The organism is Paractinoplanes rhizophilus (genome assembly GCF_042664765.1).
GTDB classification, from domain to species: domain Bacteria; phylum Actinomycetota; class Actinomycetes; order Mycobacteriales; family Micromonosporaceae; genus Actinoplanes; species Actinoplanes rhizophilus.
In genome coordinates, this window is the sequence record NZ_JBHTBJ010000001.1 from 536,629 (window position 1) to 553,975 (window position 17,347).

At 71.3% G+C, this 17,347-nt stretch carries 11 protein-coding genes; 5 read left to right on the forward strand and 6 right to left on the reverse strand.

What is annotated here, in order from left to right; translation table 11 throughout:
* Nucleotides 1-320: 320 nt before the first annotated feature.
* Nucleotides 321-2,087, forward strand: coding sequence for a discoidin domain-containing protein (locus ACFQS1_RS02410; RefSeq protein WP_378964239.1), 1,767 nt, complete (start codon nt 321-323; stop codon nt 2,085-2,087).
* A 211-nt stretch (nt 2,088-2,298) separates the two neighbouring features.
* Here ACFQS1_RS02410 and ACFQS1_RS02415 read toward each other — a convergent pair whose 3' ends face one another.
* From ACFQS1_RS02415 to ACFQS1_RS02435, 5 genes are all read right to left on the reverse strand, one after another.
* Complete coding sequence (locus ACFQS1_RS02415) at nt 2,299-3,126, reverse strand: sterol desaturase family protein (protein ID WP_378964240.1); 828 nt, start codon at nt 3,124-3,126, stop codon at nt 2,299-2,301.
* A gap of 116 nt (nt 3,127-3,242) precedes the next feature.
* A complete protein-coding gene (locus ACFQS1_RS02420; protein ID WP_378964242.1) occupies nt 3,243-3,950 on the reverse strand; it encodes a FadR/GntR family transcriptional regulator in 708 nt (235 codons plus the stop codon).
* A 300-nt stretch (nt 3,951-4,250) separates the two neighbouring features.
* Nucleotides 4,251-9,713 (reverse strand): ATP-binding protein, encoded by a 5,463-nt coding sequence (locus ACFQS1_RS02425; RefSeq protein WP_378964243.1) that lies wholly within the window; start codon nt 9,711-9,713, stop codon nt 4,251-4,253.
* A 61-nt stretch (nt 9,714-9,774) separates the two neighbouring features.
* Nucleotides 9,775-10,263, reverse strand: a complete 489-nt coding sequence (locus ACFQS1_RS02430; RefSeq protein ID WP_378964244.1) for a hypothetical protein — start codon at nt 10,261-10,263, stop codon at nt 9,775-9,777.
* Nucleotides 10,260-11,492: a YncE family protein gene (locus ACFQS1_RS02435; protein ID WP_378964245.1), complete on the reverse strand. Its 1,233-nt coding sequence runs from the start codon at nt 11,490-11,492 to the stop codon at nt 10,260-10,262. The genes ACFQS1_RS02430 and ACFQS1_RS02435 overlap by 4 nt, the downstream gene beginning before the upstream one ends.
* 197 nt (nt 11,493-11,689) lie before the next feature.
* On the opposite strand from ACFQS1_RS02435, the gene ACFQS1_RS02440 reads away from it, so the two are divergent.
* Both ACFQS1_RS02440 and ACFQS1_RS02445 read left to right on the forward strand, forming a co-directional pair.
* Entirely contained in the window at nt 11,690-12,310 is a 621-nt protein-coding gene (locus tag ACFQS1_RS02440) for an RNA polymerase sigma factor (RefSeq protein WP_378964247.1), read from the forward strand.
* Complete coding sequence (locus tag ACFQS1_RS02445) at nt 12,303-13,028, forward strand: serine/threonine-protein kinase (RefSeq protein WP_378964248.1); 726 nt, start codon at nt 12,303-12,305, stop codon at nt 13,026-13,028. Before ACFQS1_RS02440 ends, ACFQS1_RS02445 begins: the two co-directional genes overlap by 8 nt.
* 56 nt (nt 13,029-13,084) lie before the next feature.
* Here the strand turns inward: ACFQS1_RS02445 and ACFQS1_RS02450 are convergent, their stop codons facing one another.
* Entirely contained in the window at nt 13,085-14,443 is a 1,359-nt protein-coding gene (locus ACFQS1_RS02450; RefSeq protein WP_378964249.1) for a DUF1996 domain-containing protein, read from the reverse strand.
* Between the two features lie 205 nt (nt 14,444-14,648).
* On the opposite strand from ACFQS1_RS02450, the gene ACFQS1_RS02455 reads away from it, so the two are divergent.
* Nucleotides 14,649-15,671: an ornithine cyclodeaminase family protein gene (locus tag ACFQS1_RS02455; RefSeq protein WP_378964251.1), complete on the forward strand. Its 1,023-nt coding sequence runs from the start codon at nt 14,649-14,651 to the stop codon at nt 15,669-15,671.
* Nucleotides 15,668-17,305, forward strand: coding sequence for an aromatic amino acid lyase (locus ACFQS1_RS02460; RefSeq protein ID WP_378964253.1), 1,638 nt, complete (start codon nt 15,668-15,670; stop codon nt 17,303-17,305). The genes ACFQS1_RS02455 and ACFQS1_RS02460 overlap by 4 nt, the downstream gene beginning before the upstream one ends.
* The last annotated feature ends 42 nt before the right edge of the window (nt 17,306-17,347 follow it).

Genomic DNA, 17,347 nt, shown 5'->3' on the forward strand with positions numbered 1-17,347 from the left:
AGGCGAAAGGGTCCGCTTCTTTCTATTTCCCCACCATATTTCCGCGTCGCCCCGGCCGGATCGTTCCCGGCTTTCCGGGAGAGCGAGGGGTGCCCTCGCCAACGATCGTTTGCATCGACCTCGGCGAGCCGGCGCCCACGCTGGTTCCGGAACGCGAATCTCTTGCTCACGGTGACGGGCATCGATGAGACTGCGGGTGAGAGCGCTCTCTGCCACCCCTCCCCAGGCCCACGCAGGCGCAGCGATGGCACGACGGTCGTGTCGCCGCGGCCGTGGGCCGGGCGGCACCCTGCGCACCGTCCCCACCCTCGGGAGTTCCCATGTCCCAAGCCATCCCCAGACGATGGATCTGGCCAATCGGCGCTGTCCTGGCCATCCTGGTCGCCGCCTGTCTCACCGTCCCGATCGGCACCGCGCACGCGGCCGACACGCTGCTCTCGCAAGGCAAGACCGCCACCGCGTCCAGCACCGAGAACGCCGCCACCCCGGCGAGCGCCGCCGTCGACGGCAACACCGGCACCCGGTGGTCGAGCGCGTTCAGCGATCCGCAGTGGCTGCAGGTCGACCTCGGCGCGAGCGCAACCATCGCGTCCGTGGCGTTGAACTGGGAGGCGGCGTACGCGAAAAGTTTCCAGATCCAGACCTCGGCCAACGGCACCGCCTGGACCACCGTCTACAGCACGACCGCCGGAACCGGCGGCAACCAGACGCTCGGCGTGAGCGGCAGCGGCCGGTACGTGCGGCTCTACGCCACCGCGCGGGCGACCGCTTACGGCTACTCGCTGTGGGAGTTCCAGGTGTACGGGTCGACCGGCGCGGCCGCTTGCAACGCCGCCGATGCCGCCCAGGGCCGCCCGGCCACCGCCTCCAGCAGCGAGAACGCGAGCACGTCGGCGAGCGCCGCGGTGGACGGCAACGCCGCGACCCGCTGGTCGAGCGCGTTCGCCGACCCGCAGTGGCTGCAGGTCGACCTCGGATCGACGCAGACCGTGTGCGGCGTCGCCCTCAGCTGGGAGGCCGCATACGCCACCGCGTACCAGATCCAGGTCTCCGCCAACGGCAGCTCCTGGACCACCGTCTACAGCACGACGGCCGGAACCGGCGGCACGCAGAACCTCAACATCACCGGGACCGGTCGATATGTCCGGATGTACGGCACGGCCCGGGCCACCGCCTACGGCTACTCCTTGTGGTCGTTCGTCGTGCACATCACCGGCACGGTGACGACGCCGCCCACCAGCACGCCTCCGGGCGGGAGCACGATGCCCGACTCGTTCTGGGGCGACACCAGCGGCATTCCGGCCGCGCGCAACGTCGTCGAGGTGAAAATTCTCAACCGTACGAACGGAAAGTTTCCCGACAGCCAGGTGTACTGGAGCTTCAACGGCCAGACGCACTCGATCGCCGAGCAGCAGTACCTGGACATGCCGGCGAACTCGGCCGGCCGCATGTACTTCTACCTCGGGTCGCCGAACAGCCAGTATTTCGACTTCATCGAGTTCACGGTCGGCGCGAACGTCTTCAACGGAAACACCACGCGGGTCGACGCCTTCGGCCTGAAGATCGCGATGCGGCTGCACGCGAAGGACGGGTACGACGTGCAGGTCGGCGAGGACTACCAGACGTTCACCGAGGACCGGGCGGTCACTTTCCAGAAGTTTTCCGACGAGGTGCCCGCCGAGTTCAAGCATCTGGCCACGGCCACCGCGCCGTACCGGATCCTGGCGCCCGGCAGCGACGCGGCGTTCCGTTCCGGCGGGCAGTACCAGACCTACATGTCGAGCTACGCGGCGCAGAACGGGATCACGGCGGCGACGTCCGACATCTTCGGATGCGCGGGCGTTCTCGCCGGGCAGCCGCAGCAGTGCGCGGCGCTCAACCGGCACACGATCGACCTGCCGCAGTCGCAGTGGGAGACGGTGTCGAACTACTACCGGGCCGCGCCGGCGAACTATTACGCGAAATTCTGGCACGACCACGCGCTCGGGCGGCTCGCCTACGGCTTCCCGTATGACGACGTGGCCGGACAGAGCTCGTTCGTGTCCCACGGAAGCCCGCAATACCTGCTGGTCGCCGTCGGATGGTGAGCACACCGGCGCCGCCTCGCCCCTCGCTGGGACGGGGCGGCGCCGAGCCCAGCCCATGGCGATCAGGTTTCAGGCCGGGGCGATCAGGGGCCGGGCCGTGGCGATCAGGTACTGCGCCGCGAGTGGGTTGCCCGCGGGTGCAAACAAAGCGCGAGCACGACGATCGCCACGAGGCAGTCTTACCCGGCCACGACCCGGCACGGGGCAGCCTTTACGCGGCCGGCTGCCAGCCTGGCCGGCCGAACAGGTATCCTGCGCGGTGCCGCCACGTGGGCGCGCTCCGCACGTCGCGCCAGATCGCCGCGTACTCGTGGGTCGCCACCTTGAGCGGGTTGAACGTCTGGATGTTCGTGGTCAGGCCGTACTTCACGGCCTCGCCCTCGGGCTCGAAGCTGCGGAACAACCGGTCCCAGACGATCAGGATGCCGCCGTAGTTGCGGTCCAGGTAGGGATCGTTCGAGCCGTGGTGCACGCGGTGGTGCGAAGGCGTGTTGAAGAACCACTCGATCGGCCGCCACAGCCGGTCGACCCGCTCGGTGTGCAGGAAGAACTGGTACGCCAGGCTGATCGACTGCTGCAGGAAGATCATCCACGGCGGCATGCCGAGCAGCGCCAGCGGCAGCCAGAACGGCAGCGCGGTCATCGGCGTCCAGCTCTGCCGCAACGCGGTCGACAGGTTGAAGAACTGGCTCGAATGGTGCACGACGTGCCCCGCCCACAGCACGCGCACCTCATGATGCAGCCGGTGGAACCAGTAGTACGCGAGGTCGTCGGCGAAGAAGAGCAGCACCCACACCCACCAGTCGTGCGGATCGAGCTTGATCGGGCTCAGCACGTACAGCCCGGCGAACGCAACCGCGGTGAAAAGTTTCCACGGCACGCCGATGACCTGACTGCCGATTCCCATGGAGAGGCTGGTCGCGGTGTCACGGGCCTCGTAGCCGCGCTCCTCGTCGTCCGGCAGGAACCGGAACGACAGCGCCTCCATGACGATGAGAACCAGGAACGCGGGCACGGCGTACAAGACGGCGGGAATCATGCGCGGGGCTCCGATCTACGCGGGGACGGCGGACATCAGGCGCGGCGGACGTCGACTGTTCGGCGATGCGGACATGTGGCACAGCGAGCGCCGAACTTTCCGGACGATGGCGGGGATCAGGCGCGAGGAGCGTCGATCTGCGTCGGGACGGCGAGGAGGGCGCGCGCTTCGCGCTCGGCGCCGGCGGCGTCGCCGGCGGAAATCAGGGCGGCGAGGTTGCGGTGGGCGGTGACGTCGAGCAGTTCCGCCGTACGCCGCTGGGGCGGCACGTGCCCGACCGCGAGCGTCCCCGCGGTGAGGCTGTTGAAGGAAAGGAGATACGCGATGTTTCCGGACCCCTCGACGATGCGCCGCCACAACGCGAGGTCGGCCGCGTGCATCCGCTCCAGGTCGGGCGACGCCGCCGCGTACGCCTCCACGGCATCGACCACCGCCCGCCGTGCCGCATCGTCGGCCCGGGTCGCGCACAGCCTTGCCGCGTCGGCACCGATACAGGCGCGCATCTCGAGCACATCGCGGATCAGGGTCTCGACCGGCAGCACGTCGCCGGACGTGCTCAGCGCCATCGCGAGGTCGAGCCCGGCGGTGGCGCGCCAGTCGAGCACCCGGGTCGCGCCGCCCTGGCTGACCCGGACCAGCCCGAGCTGCTGGAGCCGCCGCAACGCCTCGCGGATGGCGTGCCGGTTGACGTCGAACGCCGCCGCCAGATCGCGCTCGCTGGGCAACGCGTCGCCGGCCGGATAACGCCCGCTGACGATGGCGTCCCGCAGCCGCCCGAACACCTGGTCGGAGACCGATTGCCGGGACAACGGCTCGAAGGTCATGCCGGGCAGTGTGCCGCATCCCACATCAACCCGTCAACTGGTTGGACCAGTCCGATCATCCCCGCGCGGCGGGCGCGGGCAGGCAGTGGTACGCCGCCACCGACCCGCGCCGCCGCCCGAAGGCCGCCCCCACCCCGCGTCCGTGGCGGCTGCCCCGGCAGCTCCGAGCCTGACCACCCGCAGGCACAAGCACGCCGCACCCCGCGAGCCGGACCGGCACAACACGCCGCGCCCAGCAGCGGACGGCACAGCCGCGGCGGGCCGCCAGGGATGGGCGCCCCGCCGCGAGCTCAGCGTGTGCTACTGCCGAGCGGCGCCGAAGTCGATCGCCTCGATGATGCGCGGCCGCATCTCGGACGCCTTGATGACCGCGTCCACCGAGCCGACCTCGACCGCACGCTGGATGCTGTGCTTGCGGTCGAATTCGGCCGCCACCTCGTTGAGCTTCTCGGTCCGCACCGACGCCCGCAGCTCGTCCAGCTCGGCCGCCAGCGCGCCGCGCTCGGTGCCGCTCGCCGCCGCCACCCGCTCCTGCAGCGCGATCACCCGCGGGTCGGCGGCCGTGCGCCGGTTGACGTCGCCGGTGAAGACCACCGCCGCGGCCGGCGCGCCGCCGAGCACCGAGGCGAACGAGCCCTCCAGCGCGAGCACCGTCATGTTCGGGTTGAGCCGTTTCGAGAACACCACGAAAGCGCCGCCGTGGTAGCGCGAAATCACGCAGAACACGATCGGTCCGCGGAAGTTGACGATCGCGCGACCGATCTCCGCGCCGTACTCGAGCTGCAGTTTCCGCATCGACTCCGGGGAGCCGTCGAAACCGGAAAGGTTCGCCAGCACGACGAGCGGGCGGTTGCCGCTGGCCGCGTTGATCGCCCGCGCCGCCTTCTTCGAGGAGCGGGGGAAGAACGTGCCGGCCGTGTACGCGTCGGGGCCGTCGGTGGGCGGGAAACCGCGCCGGGTCACCGACCGCGATTCGATGCCGAGCAGGCAGACGGGGATGCCGCCGAGGTGCACGTCCTGCACCACCGCCGTCTCGGCGTCGGCCATGCCGGCCCATCGTTCCAGCACCGGGTGGTCCTGGTCGGCCAGCGCGCGCATCACCGTACGGATGTCGAAGGGCTTCTTGCGGTCGGGGTTGGCCGCCGCCGAGAAAATTTCGCCGACCGTGGTGAAGTCGCTGCCGGCAACATTGTGCGGGAAATCGGAAATATCGCGGTCGACCGGGTCGACCGTCGCGGCCCGTCGCGGTACGGACTCGCCGGGCGCGATGTACGTGTGCTCGTAGTGCGCCATCAGCACCTCGGTGGCGGCCGGCAGCGAGGGCGCCCAATACTGCGCCTGCCCGTTCGGCCCCATCACCCGGTCGTAGCCGCCGATGCCGAAGTTGTCCTCGGCCGACACCCCGCCGGAAAAGTCGAGCGCCTGCTTGCCGGTGAGCACCATCGCCGAGTCGGGCGTCATGACCAGGATGCCCTTGGTGTGCATGAGCATCGTGGCCTCGGCGTTCCAGTACGGCTGGGCGCCGACGTTGATGCCGGCGACGACGATGTTGATCTCGCCGCCGTCCTGGGTGAACTCGACGATCCGCTTCAGGGCGGCGGCGACCCAGTCCATGTTCTCGGTGCCGGAATCCATGGCAATTTTCGCGCCCGAGGAGAGCGTGTACCACTCCAGCGGGACACCGAGTTGCTCGGCGAGGTCCAGGCCGGCGATCACACGCCGGCACTCCGGCTCGGCGAGCGAGCCCAGGGCCTTGGTGGGGTCGCCGAGCAGCACGACCCGCTTGATGCCCTCCGGATAGACATCGGTGCGGGTGATGACCACGCCGGCCACGATCGCCGCCGTGTTGCGCCCCTTGGGCCGGTCGACCGGCTCCAGGACCCCGTCGGCCGACAGGTCGTGCTCGACGAACTCGCCGAGCATCGAGGTGATCTCGTACGGATAAACGGTGTTGCGGCTCGAGGCCCGCAAAACTTTCTGCCGGTAGCCGTCCAGCGGCTCGACCGGCACGTCGGACGGCTCCTCGATGACCAGCCGAGCGCCGCCGTCGACGTCGAAGACGATCCGCACCGCCACCTTGACCAGGCGGCCGTCGCTGTCGCGGCGCCGGGCGATGAACAGGATCTCCTCGAGCCCCGCCCCCTCGACCGTCGGCGCGACCCGGCGGGCGATCATCTCCATCTCGTCGCGGGTCAGCGAGACCGGCGGCCACACGTAGATGACGATCCGGTTGGTGTTGAACCGTTTGTCCGACGGCCGGCTCGACTGCTGCCGGCGGATCGAGTCCAGGCAGGTGGCGATCGTGTCCTCGGTGGTGGGCAGCGCGACCAGCCGGCCGTCGTGCTCACGCAGCTCGGCGAGGTCGCGAACTTGCGCGAAAGCGACCAGCCGGTCGTCGGCCGGGTTTTCGCGGGCCACGCACCGGAAGAGATAGATCTCCTCGTCGGAGGAGGGCACCCGGGTGAGGTCGAACTTTCGCAACCTTTCCAGCTGCATCCGCTCGGAAACTTGCGGGTGCAGGCCGCGAATCAGTCGTTCCTCGGTCATCCCGGTGCTGGAGCGGCGGAAGGTGAAGTGATGGTGCATGACCGCGCCGCTGCGCCCGGCGACCGCGACGGTGAGCCGGTGGACCTGCGGCGGCAGCGGGTGGGCGCTGATCACCTCGTGCAGCGCGGTGGACATGTCGTCGGAGTCGGCCGGCTGCCCCTCCCAGGAGAGGTAGACGTCGGCGTCGATCGCCACGTCGCCGGCCGAGAGCGCGGCCAGCCCGTCCAGGGCCCCGCCCAGCTGGGCGTACTTGACCGCGGCGGTGACCAGGCGGGATCCGGTCCGTTCGGCGACCACGAAGGAGCAGCCAGCGGCGTCGACCGTGCGCACCTCGGACAGGCCCTTGTTGCCGTAGTAGCGGCGGGTCAGGACCTCGAGCATGACCGAGTTGTCGAGGTTGTCGCGAACCAGGCGCTGGCCGAGCACGCGCACCAGCGGCTCGGTGCTTCGCACCATCTCCGCGATGCGCTCCGCGCGGTCCGGGGCGTCCGGCTGGGCGTCGAGATAGCGCAAATTTTTCCGTACGCCCACGTAAACGCGCGCCCGGTTTCGGCGCAGCAGCGGCTGCCCGAACCAGGCGAAGACCACCCCGCGGGACAGGTCGGCGACGGCCGGGAACCGCACCTGGGTGGCCGCGATCAGCCGCTCCAGCGCGAGGCCCGCCGACTCGTGCAGCGTGTCGTCCGGCGGCGGCTCACCCAGCCAGGCCCGCAACAACGTGGTGATCGCGGTGGCGTCGGCCGCGGCCCGTTGCTGGGCCAGGAAGATGCGGAACACCGCCGCCTCGAGCTCGGGCGTGCGCTCGAGCTCGGTGACGCCGTAGTGGCTGAGCGCCTTGCTGAGCCGGGCCTGGAATCTTTCCGTCAACCCGGCCCGCTCGACATCGAGACTTTGCAGGTAGGCGTGGAAATATTCGCGCGGGCTGTGCACGTGGGTGTCGCCGGCGCCGTCCTCGCCGGCCGGCCGGTTGCGGCTCAGCTCGGCCAGGTCGGCGAAGACCTCGAGCAGCTGGATCTCGCCGGCCAGGGTCCGCCGGCCGGCCTCGGCGGCGGCGCGGCGGGCGGCCAGGTAGTCGTTGAGCACCCGGCGCTCGTCGTGCGGGTCGACGTCGAAGCCGAGCAACAGGCTGCGCAGGTCCTCCTGGCCCCACGCGGCGCGCAGCTCGGCCGGCACCTCGGCCGGCTCGGCGGGCAGGTCGATCTCGACGTGTCCCGACTCCTCGACCGCCGCGTCCTCGTCGCCGCCGAGCGGCTCGAGCCGCAGCAGCGCCGCGCCGGCGTCGACCTTGTTGCCGACCACGACCAGGCGCTCTTTGACCCGGGCCCGGAACGGCGCGCGCAGCACCGCCTCCATCTTCATGGCCTCGAGCACGAGCACGGGCGCGCCCGTCTCGACCTCGGCGCCCACCTCCAGCGGGGTGGCCACGACCAGGGCCGGCATCGGCGAGCGAAGCACGCCGCCCTCGTCCCGGGTGATCCGGTGCGCGACCCCGTCGACCTCGACCAGGTGGATGGCGCCGTGCGCGCCGGTGAGCAGGCGGTGCCGCTCGCCGTTGACCGCGATCCAGCCGGTGTGCCGGTCGAAGCGATGGATCTCGACGTACGCGGCGCGCAGGTCGCCGCCTGCCTCGATGCTGACCCGGAAGCGGTGGGCGCCGACCCGGGCCACCCGCAGCCGGTAGCTCGCGCCGCGCAACTTGAGGTCGAGCGGGCGGCCACTTTCGTGGCGAACTTGCGGGCGTCCGCCGAAAGCGGTGGCCAGCAGCCGCTCCTCCTCGACCCGCTCGTCCTCCTCGTACGCCTCGATCGCCGCCGCCGCGAGCGCGACACCCGAGAGACGCTGGGAGACCAGCCGGCCCTCGCCGCGGACCCGGTCGATCCAGCCGGTGTCGGCCGAGGCGTCGATGACCTCGGGCTGAGCCAGCAGATCGAGCACGAAACTTTTGTTGGTCGCGCCGCCCTCGATGATGACCGTGGTCTCGGCCATCGCCCGGCGGAGCCGGCCCAGGGCTTCGTCGCGGTCCTTCCCGTACGCGATGATCTTGGCAATCATCGAGTCGAAGTCGCCCGGAATGCTGTCGCCCTCGCCCACCCCCGTGTCGACCCGGATGCCGGGGCCGGCCGGGAAGACGAGACGGGCGATGCGGCCCGGGGAGGGCGCGAAATCGCGATCGGGGTCCTCCGCGTTGAGCCGCGCCTCGATGGCGTGACCGCGCTCGGCCGGCGGCGTGCCCTCGAGCTTGCCGCCCGACGCCACGTGCAGCTGGGCGCGCACCAGGTCGAACCCGGTGGTCGACTCGGTGATCGGATGCTCGACCTGCAGGCGGGTGTTGACCTCGAGGAACGCGAGCAGGTCGTCGCCCGGGTGGTAGAGGAACTCGACGGTCGCCGCGCCGCGGTAGCCCACCGCCACCGCGAGGCGCTCGGCCGACGCCTTGAGCTCGGCCGCCCGCTCGGGCCGCAGCACCGGCGACGCGGATTCCTCGATAACTTTCTGGTTGCGGCGCTGCACCGAGCAGTCGCGCACGCCCAGCGCCCACGCCGTGCCCTGACCGTCCGCGATGACCTGCACCTCGACGTGCCGGGCGCCGGTGACCAGGCGCTCCAGGAAGACGACGCCGCTGCCGAAGGCGCGCGCCGCCTCCTGGCTGGTGCGCTCGTAGGCGTCGATCAGCTGCGCGTCGTCGCGGACCACCCGGATGCCGCGCCCGCCGCCGCCGGCCGTGGCCTTGAGCATCAGCGGATAGCCGATCCGGGCCGCCTCGGCGATCGCGGCGTCGAGCGTCTCGACCGGGCCGCGGCTCCACGGCGCAACCGGGACGCCGACCTCCTCGGCGATGAGTTTCGCGCCGATCTTGTCGCCAAGTTTCCGCATCGCCTCCGGGCTCGGCCCGATGAAGGTGACGCCGATTCTTTCGCACAACTCCGCGAAAGCCGGGTCCTCGGCGACGAAGCCCCAGCCCACCCAGGCCGCGTCCGCGCCGGTGTCGAGCAGGGCGCGCTCGAGCGTCTTCAGGTCGAGATACGGCCTGCTCGCGGCGGCACCCAGGTCGTACGCCAGGTCGGCCTCGCGCACGAACATCGCGGCACGGTCGACGTCGGTGCAGAGGGCGACGGTCTCGATCCGGGCGCCGGTCTCGGCCGACAGATCGCGAACGGCGTGGATGAGCCGCATGGCGGCCTCGCCGCGGTTGACGATGGCGATTCGCTTGAACACCAGACCCAGCCCTGCCTCACCTCTAGGTAACTCTCAGGGGAGGCTACAGGCCCGCTCGCGATCATGAAGAGTAGGTGAGATCCATCGTATCGGTGTGGCCCCACCACTGCAGCGTCAGCCGCCAGCAGCCGGCCTTGGGCAGATCGACGATCGACGGGCCCGGGCCGCCGGTCACCGTGCGTTCCGCGGTTTCGCCGGTTCCGTCGAGTTTCGCGGAAATCTTCAGGTCGCCGGCCTCGGTCGACGGTGGCCGGGACACCCAGAGAATCTTGTTGCTGCGGTCGGCCGCGGGCGGCGCCTTGAGCGGCGCGCCGAAAATTACCGCGAGGATGTCGCCGGACTTTCCGAAGACATGCGGATTGCCGGAACCGTCGCCGCTGAAGCCGGTGCGCGCCCATTCGGGCAGCGCGTCGGTGACGATAGTTTCGCCGCATTTCGGCGTTTCTTTCGGTGCTTCGGTCGGCGCTTCCCGCGCCGTCGGCTTGGCGGTGCAACCAGCCATGAGGAGTACGGAGATGAGCACGGCCGCCGCCGCGCGGGTGATCGTCATCGCACGCTCCTCAGTGTGGTGAGCCCCTCGACCTCGGCCCGGCCCCGGACCGCTCCCCCGGGATCGAGCCAGAGCACTTCGTTGTCGCCGCCGCAGTAGATCCGCGCGCCATCCCGGCTGGTGGCCAGGCCGCGCACGTCGGCCCGCATCGACCAGCTTGCCGTCACGGCGCCGGTGTGGTCCAGGGTGCTGATCGTCCGGCCGGCGCCGGCCAGCGCGTGCGCCCCGTCCGGCGTGTAGGCCAGGCCGGCTTTCGCGCCCTTGGGCGCCTGCACGACCCCGGTTATCGTGAGCTCGGCCGTCCCGGCGTACGCGATATTGCCGGAACTCGCGTCGAAGACCGCGAGCTCCCGCCCGTCGGCGCTCGCCGCGATCGCGTGCGCGGCCGGCGGCCCCTCGCCGAACGGGTGCGGCAGGTCGAGGCAGTAGGCCCAGCGCTCGGTGAGATGCAGGACGTGCACGAAGGCGTGCGCGTTGCCCGGGCGGCCGGAAAGCAGGTCGCGAGTGTGCCGGTGGCCGGGCTGGTGTGTGTAGAGCGTGTAGAGCACCTGGCCGTCCGGGGCGAGGACCGCCTGCCGGCCCTCGCCGCGCATCTCCTCCTCGGCGCCCGGCGGCACGGCCGTCTTGTCCCGGGTGAGCAGCGGCCCGACCTCCCCCGTGGTGAGGTCGAGCAGCCGTACCCGGTAGTGGTCGGGCGCGGTCGCGGGCAGCCACTCCAGCACGAAAAGTCCGGTGTTGTCGGTGGTGAACGCGTCCGGCTCGACGACGCCGGGCAGGTCGAACTGTCGTTTCTTGCCATCGACGGTGACCAGCAGCGGCGTCGTCTTGCGAGCCGCCGGCAGCACGCTTGCGGGCACGCGGCTCAGGGCGCATGCGGTCCGCGAGACGGTCCGGGGTAGCCACCCGCCCCCGAGCGTGGTGCTCCGGGTGGTTATCCCGTCCGCGGGGTCGAACCGCACGAGGTCGTCGCCGGTCACCGCGAAGACGACTCTGCCGTCGGCGCTGGCCGCGGCGCGCGCGCCGGGCGTGCCGGGCCGGGCCCCGCCCAGGACCACGAGGCCGTGCTCGCTGTCGGCCAGCACGACGTCGGGAACTTTCGCGCCGGTTTCCTTCGGCCCGCCTCTTTTGCTCATCTCGCGTGTTTCGCTCGGCTCGCGTACTGAACAGGCGCCGAGCAGGGCGGCCGCGGCGCCGCCGCCCAGTGCCAGAAATCCCCGTCGCGTCGTCATGCCCTGTCGACACCGCGACCGCCGGAAAGGTTCCCGCGAACTTTCTCGCCTCCCGGTGTCGTCGAAGGTGCCCGGTGTCGCCGAAGGTGCCCGGGAACCTTTTCTCGGCCGGCGGTGTCGATGATGTGTTCGTCGAGGGTTGTTGCCGGCCTTCGTCGAGCGCGGCAGGGGGCGACGTAGGCCACGCGGTCTCCGCCGTGGCGCACAATCCGCATGGAGGTGTCGAGCTGGAGAAGGCCACCGAGCTGGACGACGCGACCGCGGTGGCGCGGGCGCGGGCCGGCGACCTGGACGCGTACGAGTTCCTGGTCGCGCACTACACCGTGCCCGCGCACCGGGCCGCCGTGCTGCTCGGCGCCGGGGCCGAGGCCGACGACGTGGTGCAGGAGGCGATGGTCAAGGCGTACCGGCAACTTTCGTCCTACCGCGGTGAGGCGGGGTTCAAGGCCTGGTTGCTCGCGATCGTCGCGAACGAGACGCGAAACCTGCACCGGTCGCGGCAACGGCGCGAGGGGCTGGTGTTGCGGGCCGCCTCGCACGAGGCTTTCGCGCTCGCACCGGACCCGGCCGAGTCGGCGCTGGCCCACGAGCGGCGCCAACGCCTGGTGCAGCGGTTGCGGTTGCTGGATGACCGGGACCGCGAGGTGCTGGTGTGCCGCTACTTGCTGGACCTGTCGGAGGCCGAGACCGCCGTGGCGCTCGGCGTGCGCAAGGGAACGGTCAAGTCGCGGACGTCACGAGCGCTGGCTCGGCTGCGGGACCAGATGGGCGCGCCCGAACCGGCGCGGGGACCGGGAGAGGAGGGAACCGATGCCTGATCGCCCCGACGACCTGATCGCCGAGCTGCGCGCGCTCGGCGACCACCTCGACGTGCCCGAACCCGCCGACCAGCGCGCCGCCGTCCGCGCCCGCCTGGCCTCGGCGCGACCTCCGTCCCGGCGTCACCGCTGGCGGCTCTGGCTGATCTCGGCGCTGGTCGCCGCCGTGGGCGCGACCGGTGCGATCGCGCCCGCCCGGGCCGCCGTGCTCGAGCTGCTACGCGTCGCCGGCATCGAGGTGCGCACCACCGCGAAGCCCACCGCGGTGCCCGCCGGCCCCAGTCCCCTGCCGTCGCAGCGCGTGGCGGCCCTGGACGAGGCCCGCCGCCTGGCCAAGTTCCCCGTGCGGCTGCCGGCCGCGCTGGGCACGCCCGAACAGGTGACCATGGCCGATCAGGACGGCACGGGCGCTCCCCGGGTGGTGACAGTTTCGTACCGCGCCGGAAAGGTTCGCTTCGACCAGTTCGACGGCACGCTGTCGATCGCCTTCCTGAAGCAGTCCCCGAACGCCCAGTGGGTCGAGATCGCCGCCTACACCGGCATCTGGGTGCCCGGGCCGCACCCGGTCACCTACGTGGACCGCGCCGGCATCGAGCGCACCGCCACGGCCCGGCTGGCCGGCCCGACGCTGATCTGGCAGGGCGGCACGGTGACCTACCGGCTCGAGGGCCTGGCCACGAAGGAGGAGGCCGTCACCGCCGCGCTGTCCGTCAAATGACCTCGGCGTACGCGCCGCCGCGGTGGGGGCCGCGGCGACGCGTACGCGGAAAGGTTCTAGAAATCGCCGTTGGTGTTGCACTTCGCCTTCTGGACGAGGCAGTTCTTCACGCGCTCGGACTGGGCGCGGTTCTCCCAGGCGAAGAACGCGTCGCCGTGCATCGACGACGCCATGCCGGACGCCAGGCGGAAGCCCGCCGACGAGCCGGAGGCCGGGTACGAGATGAGGAACGAAAGGTTCGGGATGGCGACCGGGTAGTCCCCCCGGCAGGTGCCGTCGTAGCTGTAGCTGACGTGCTGCTTGTGGGTCGGGCTGTCCAGGTGCTTGCCGTCCCAGCAGTCCTGGAAGACCAGGTGGAACATGAGGACGGCGGTGGCGGCGCAGACCGGCCAGTTTCCGTCGGCGCTACGGCCGATCTCGCCGCCGGGGCCGGCACAGTAGAACGCGTTGACCGAGCCGGCCGGGGTGGGCGCCTGGAGCTTGGCATCGCCGGCGATCATGCGGAAGCCCTGGGGGAAGGGCTTGGTGACCGACGGGTCGGTGAGCCGGGAGCCGTAGTAGACGACTACGTCCTTGGGCTCGATCGCGATGTTGCCCTGGTAGAGCGTCGGGATCCAGTAGGCGGAGAGGTCCGGCAGCGGGCGGCAACTGGTGCCGGCGTTGCCGAGCAGCGTCCCGGTCGTCGTGTACGCGTCGGTTTTCGTGTTGCCGAGGAAACTGTGCATGTGCGACGCGCCCGGCATGCCCGGGAAGACGATCGGGTCGTCGGGGTGGGAGTGACTGTAGGCACAGGTCGCGTTGAACTCCGCCACTCGCACGGCGGTGGCCGGCACCGGTCGCGGCGTGATCGAGTTGAACTCGGCGAGCTGCGCGTTCCAGGCGGCCTGGTCGATCGGGATCCAGCCCGGCCCGCTGTCGGCCGGCGCGCCGTCGCCGAACGAGAACCAGTTGATGTTGACGAAATCTCCGCCGGTCGAGTTTCGCAGGACCGCGAAAACTGTCTGCGCGCCGGTCGGGTGGGTCGCCGTGGTCGCGGTCAGCGTGGTCCACACCTGCCAGCCGCCGGTCGCGGCGATCGCGAATTGGGTGAGCAGCGGGCCGGTGAGCGAGCCGGTGCGCAGCTCGACCCGCCCGGCGCCGACCGCGGAGGCCACCCGGGCCCGCACCGTCAGCGTGCCGGCGGCGCCGAGATCGATGCCGTCGTAACGCATCCAGTCGCCGTCGGCGAGATAGGCGGCGTTCTGTCCGCCGCCGGAGTCGGCGGTCGCCTCGAGTTGCACGCCGGATTGCGCGGCGTAGGACTCGGCCTGAACCGTGACGGTCGCGGCCTCGGCGGCCGCGGGCGCCACCACGAGAGTGGTCGCGGCGGCGAGCAGCGCAGCGGACAGGATGCGCATTCGTGGGGATGAATGCATGACGCTCCCTTCGGGGAGAGGGGACGTGAGTGCCCAGGAGTATCCAAGGCGGGGAAGCGCTCTCTCAACATCGGTGCGCGATGATCCCCACCATGTGCCGAAACATGCGTCGAAGCCCGGGAAGCGCTTCCCCGCGGCTGAGCTGCGGACGGGCCTTCCCGGCCGTTCTGAATAGCTTGAAACGCTCGGCTATAGGCTGCATTACATGATTCACGGAAGCCCGGCGATCTGGCTACGGTTTCTCTCCGGCCCCGACATCGACCGCCTCGGCATCGCGAACCACGAGGTCATCGCGGCCGTCGAGGAGGTGGTCGGCGCGCACGGCCGCGGTGAGACGGTTTTCGAGCCGCGCACGCATCTCGTTCCCGGAAATGGCGGCGCCGGCCACTTCAACATCCTGCGCGGCCACGTCGCCACCCTCGGCGACCACGGCCTCAGCGGCGTCAAGGTCGTCGGCGACTTCGTGCCGAACTACCAGAAGGGCCTGCCCAGCGAGCTCGCGCTGATGACGGTCTTCGACCCCACCACCGGCGTCCCCCTGGCGATCATGGACGCGACGCTGATCACCGAGGTCCGGACCGGCGCGATGACCGCCGTCGGCGCGAAGTTTCTGGCCCGCAAGGATTCGCGCGTCCTCGGCCATGTGGGCGCGCGCGGCACCGCGTTCTCCAACGTCACCATGCTCGACAGCCTGTTCCCGCTCGAGGAGATCCGGGTCACCAGTCGCCGGCCCGAGTCGCGCGAAGCCTTCGCCGCCCGCCTGCGCGAGGTCACCGAAACTCCGGTGCGCGCCGTCGCGACCGCCGCGGAAACTTTCGATCAGGCCGACATCCTCGTCGAGGCTTCGCGCCTGGAAAAACCAACACCCCTTTTGCGTACGGCGGCGGTCAAGCGCGGCGCGTTCGTGGTTCCGTACGGCACTGTCAGCGCGGTGGAACCGGACCTCCTCGACGTGATGGACAAGGTTGTGGTCGACGATTGGCGCGAGTCCCGCTCGGGCCGCTTCGGCGCGCTGCGGTCGCACGTCGACAGCGGCCGCCTGACCGAACAGAACCTGTACGCCCAGATCGGCGAGATCGTCAGCGGCGGCAAGCCCGGCCGCGAGACTCCCGGCGAGCGCATCCTCTTCTGGCACCGCGGCCTGTCCATCCTGGACGTGGCCCTGGCGCACCTGATCCTGACCCGGGCCGAGGCCGTGGACGCCGGCACCATGCTCCGCTACCGATGACCACGCCGGACGCCCCCGATGCGCCCGGCCCGGTGCACGAGATCCGGCGGCCCGAGGACCTCTCCCGGGCGGTGATTGCTTCGCTGGCCCGGTCGCGCTGCCGGATCGTCCTCGCTCCCGGCCTGCTCGACGACCTGGCCGCGAGCCGCCGCGCCACCCTCGACGACCTCGACGGCGACCGCCCCGTCTACGGCGTCAACACCGGCATGGGCGCCATGGCCGGCGTCCGTCTCGACGCCGACGCCCAGACCCGCCAGCAGAACACCTTGATGATCGGCCGCGCGGTCGGTTCGGCGCCGTGGCTGCGCCGCGACCAGGGCCGCGCCGTGCTGGCCGCCCGCCTCCGCACCCTGCTGCACCCGGCCGCCGGAGCCTCGCCGTCGCTGTGCGAGTTCCTGGTGGCCCTCTTGGACGCCGACATCGTCCCGGCCATCCCGCTGCGCGGCGGCGCGGCCGGCGAAATCATCCCCCTCGCCCACGCCGGCGCGGTCCTCATCGGCACCGGCCAGGTGCTCGCCCCGCCCACCGGCCGGCTGGCCGCCGAAGCCGGCGCGGGCCAACCCGACGCAGACCAAACCGGCGCGGGCCAGCCCGACGGGGACCGGCCCGGCGCGGTTGTCGACGCGGCTCCGGCTCTGCTCGCCGCCGGGCTGACTCCGCGTCCGTTCGAGGCGAAGGAAGGCGTCGCCTTTCTCGAAGGCGTCCCCGGCCTGACCGCCCTGGCAACCCTCGCGGCCGAGGACACCCGGGCGCTCCTCGCCCAGATCGTGATCGCCTCGGCGGCGTCGCACGCGGTCGTCCGGGCCAGCCACGACCCGCTGCATCCCGCCCTGGCCGACAGCGAGGAGTTGAGCACCGTCCTCGCCGCGATGCGCGGCCTGCTGGGCGGCGACGTCCCGGGCGAGACGTCCGGCGGCGGACCGGACCGGCGGTTGCAGGCGCCCGTTTCGTTCCGGGTCACGGCGCCCGCGATCGCCGTCGCGCTGCGGGCGGTTGCCGGGCTGGAGGCGGCGGCGGACCGGGCGCTCGCGGCCGTCACCGACTCCCCCGCGCACCTCGACGGGCGGTTCGCCGGGACGTTCGGCTTTGCCGGCACCGACCTCGCCGCGCAGGCCGGCGCGCTCACCGCCGCGCTCCTGCATCTCGCCGAGCTGGGCGCTGCCCGCCTGCACCGGATGCTCGACGCGGACATCACCGGCCTGTCCCGGCAGCTCTCCGACGCGCCCGGGCTGCACGCGGGCATGGTGACCGTCCACAAACGGGCGGTCGGTGTCGTGCATCGGTTACGCCGCTTCGCCACGCCGTCGCTGGTCGGAGCGATGGAGACGTCGCTGGGCCAGGAGGATGTGCAAAGCTTCGGCTTCGAGGCCGCGGAATGTCTCGGCGAAGTGATCTCCGGCCTGCGCGACGTGCTGTCCTGCGAATTGCTCGCCGTCCATCAGGCCCGGCTGCTCGGCGGCCCGCCCGAGGGGCTGACCGGGCGCGGACGGGCCGCGCTCGACGAGATCGCCGCCGTGCTCCCGCCAGGTTCGGCCGACCGGCCGTTCGGCCGTGACCTCGACCGCGTCGCCGACTTGCTGGAGAAAGGCCGGCCGACGGCCGGGTTGCTGGAGAAAGGGCTAGCCGAAAGATAAACGCGGCCCGCGCCGAAACAAGGCCGCAAGGTGCGAGCGGCC

Coding starts and splice junctions, on each gene's coding strand:
- ACFQS1_RS02410 (WP_378964239.1), top strand. CDS start 321: ATGTCCCAAGCCATCCCCAGACGATGGATCTGGCCAATCGGCGCTGTC.
- ACFQS1_RS02415 (WP_378964240.1), bottom strand. CDS start 3,126: ATGATTCCCGCCGTCTTGTACGCCGTGCCCGCGTTCCTGGTTCTCATC.
- ACFQS1_RS02420 (WP_378964242.1), bottom strand. CDS start 3,950: ATGACCTTCGAGCCGTTGTCCCGGCAATCGGTCTCCGACCAGGTGTTC.
- ACFQS1_RS02430 (WP_378964244.1), bottom strand. CDS start 10,263: ATGACGATCACCCGCGCGGCGGCGGCCGTGCTCATCTCCGTACTCCTC.
- ACFQS1_RS02435 (WP_378964245.1), bottom strand. CDS start 11,492: ATGACGACGCGACGGGGATTTCTGGCACTGGGCGGCGGCGCCGCGGCC.
- ACFQS1_RS02445 (WP_378964248.1), top strand. CDS start 12,303: ATGCCTGATCGCCCCGACGACCTGATCGCCGAGCTGCGCGCGCTCGGC.
- ACFQS1_RS02450 (WP_378964249.1), bottom strand. CDS start 14,443: ATGCATTCATCCCCACGAATGCGCATCCTGTCCGCTGCGCTGCTCGCC.
- ACFQS1_RS02455 (WP_378964251.1), top strand. CDS start 14,649: ATGATTCACGGAAGCCCGGCGATCTGGCTACGGTTTCTCTCCGGCCCC.
- ACFQS1_RS02460 (WP_378964253.1), top strand. CDS start 15,668: ATGACCACGCCGGACGCCCCCGATGCGCCCGGCCCGGTGCACGAGATC.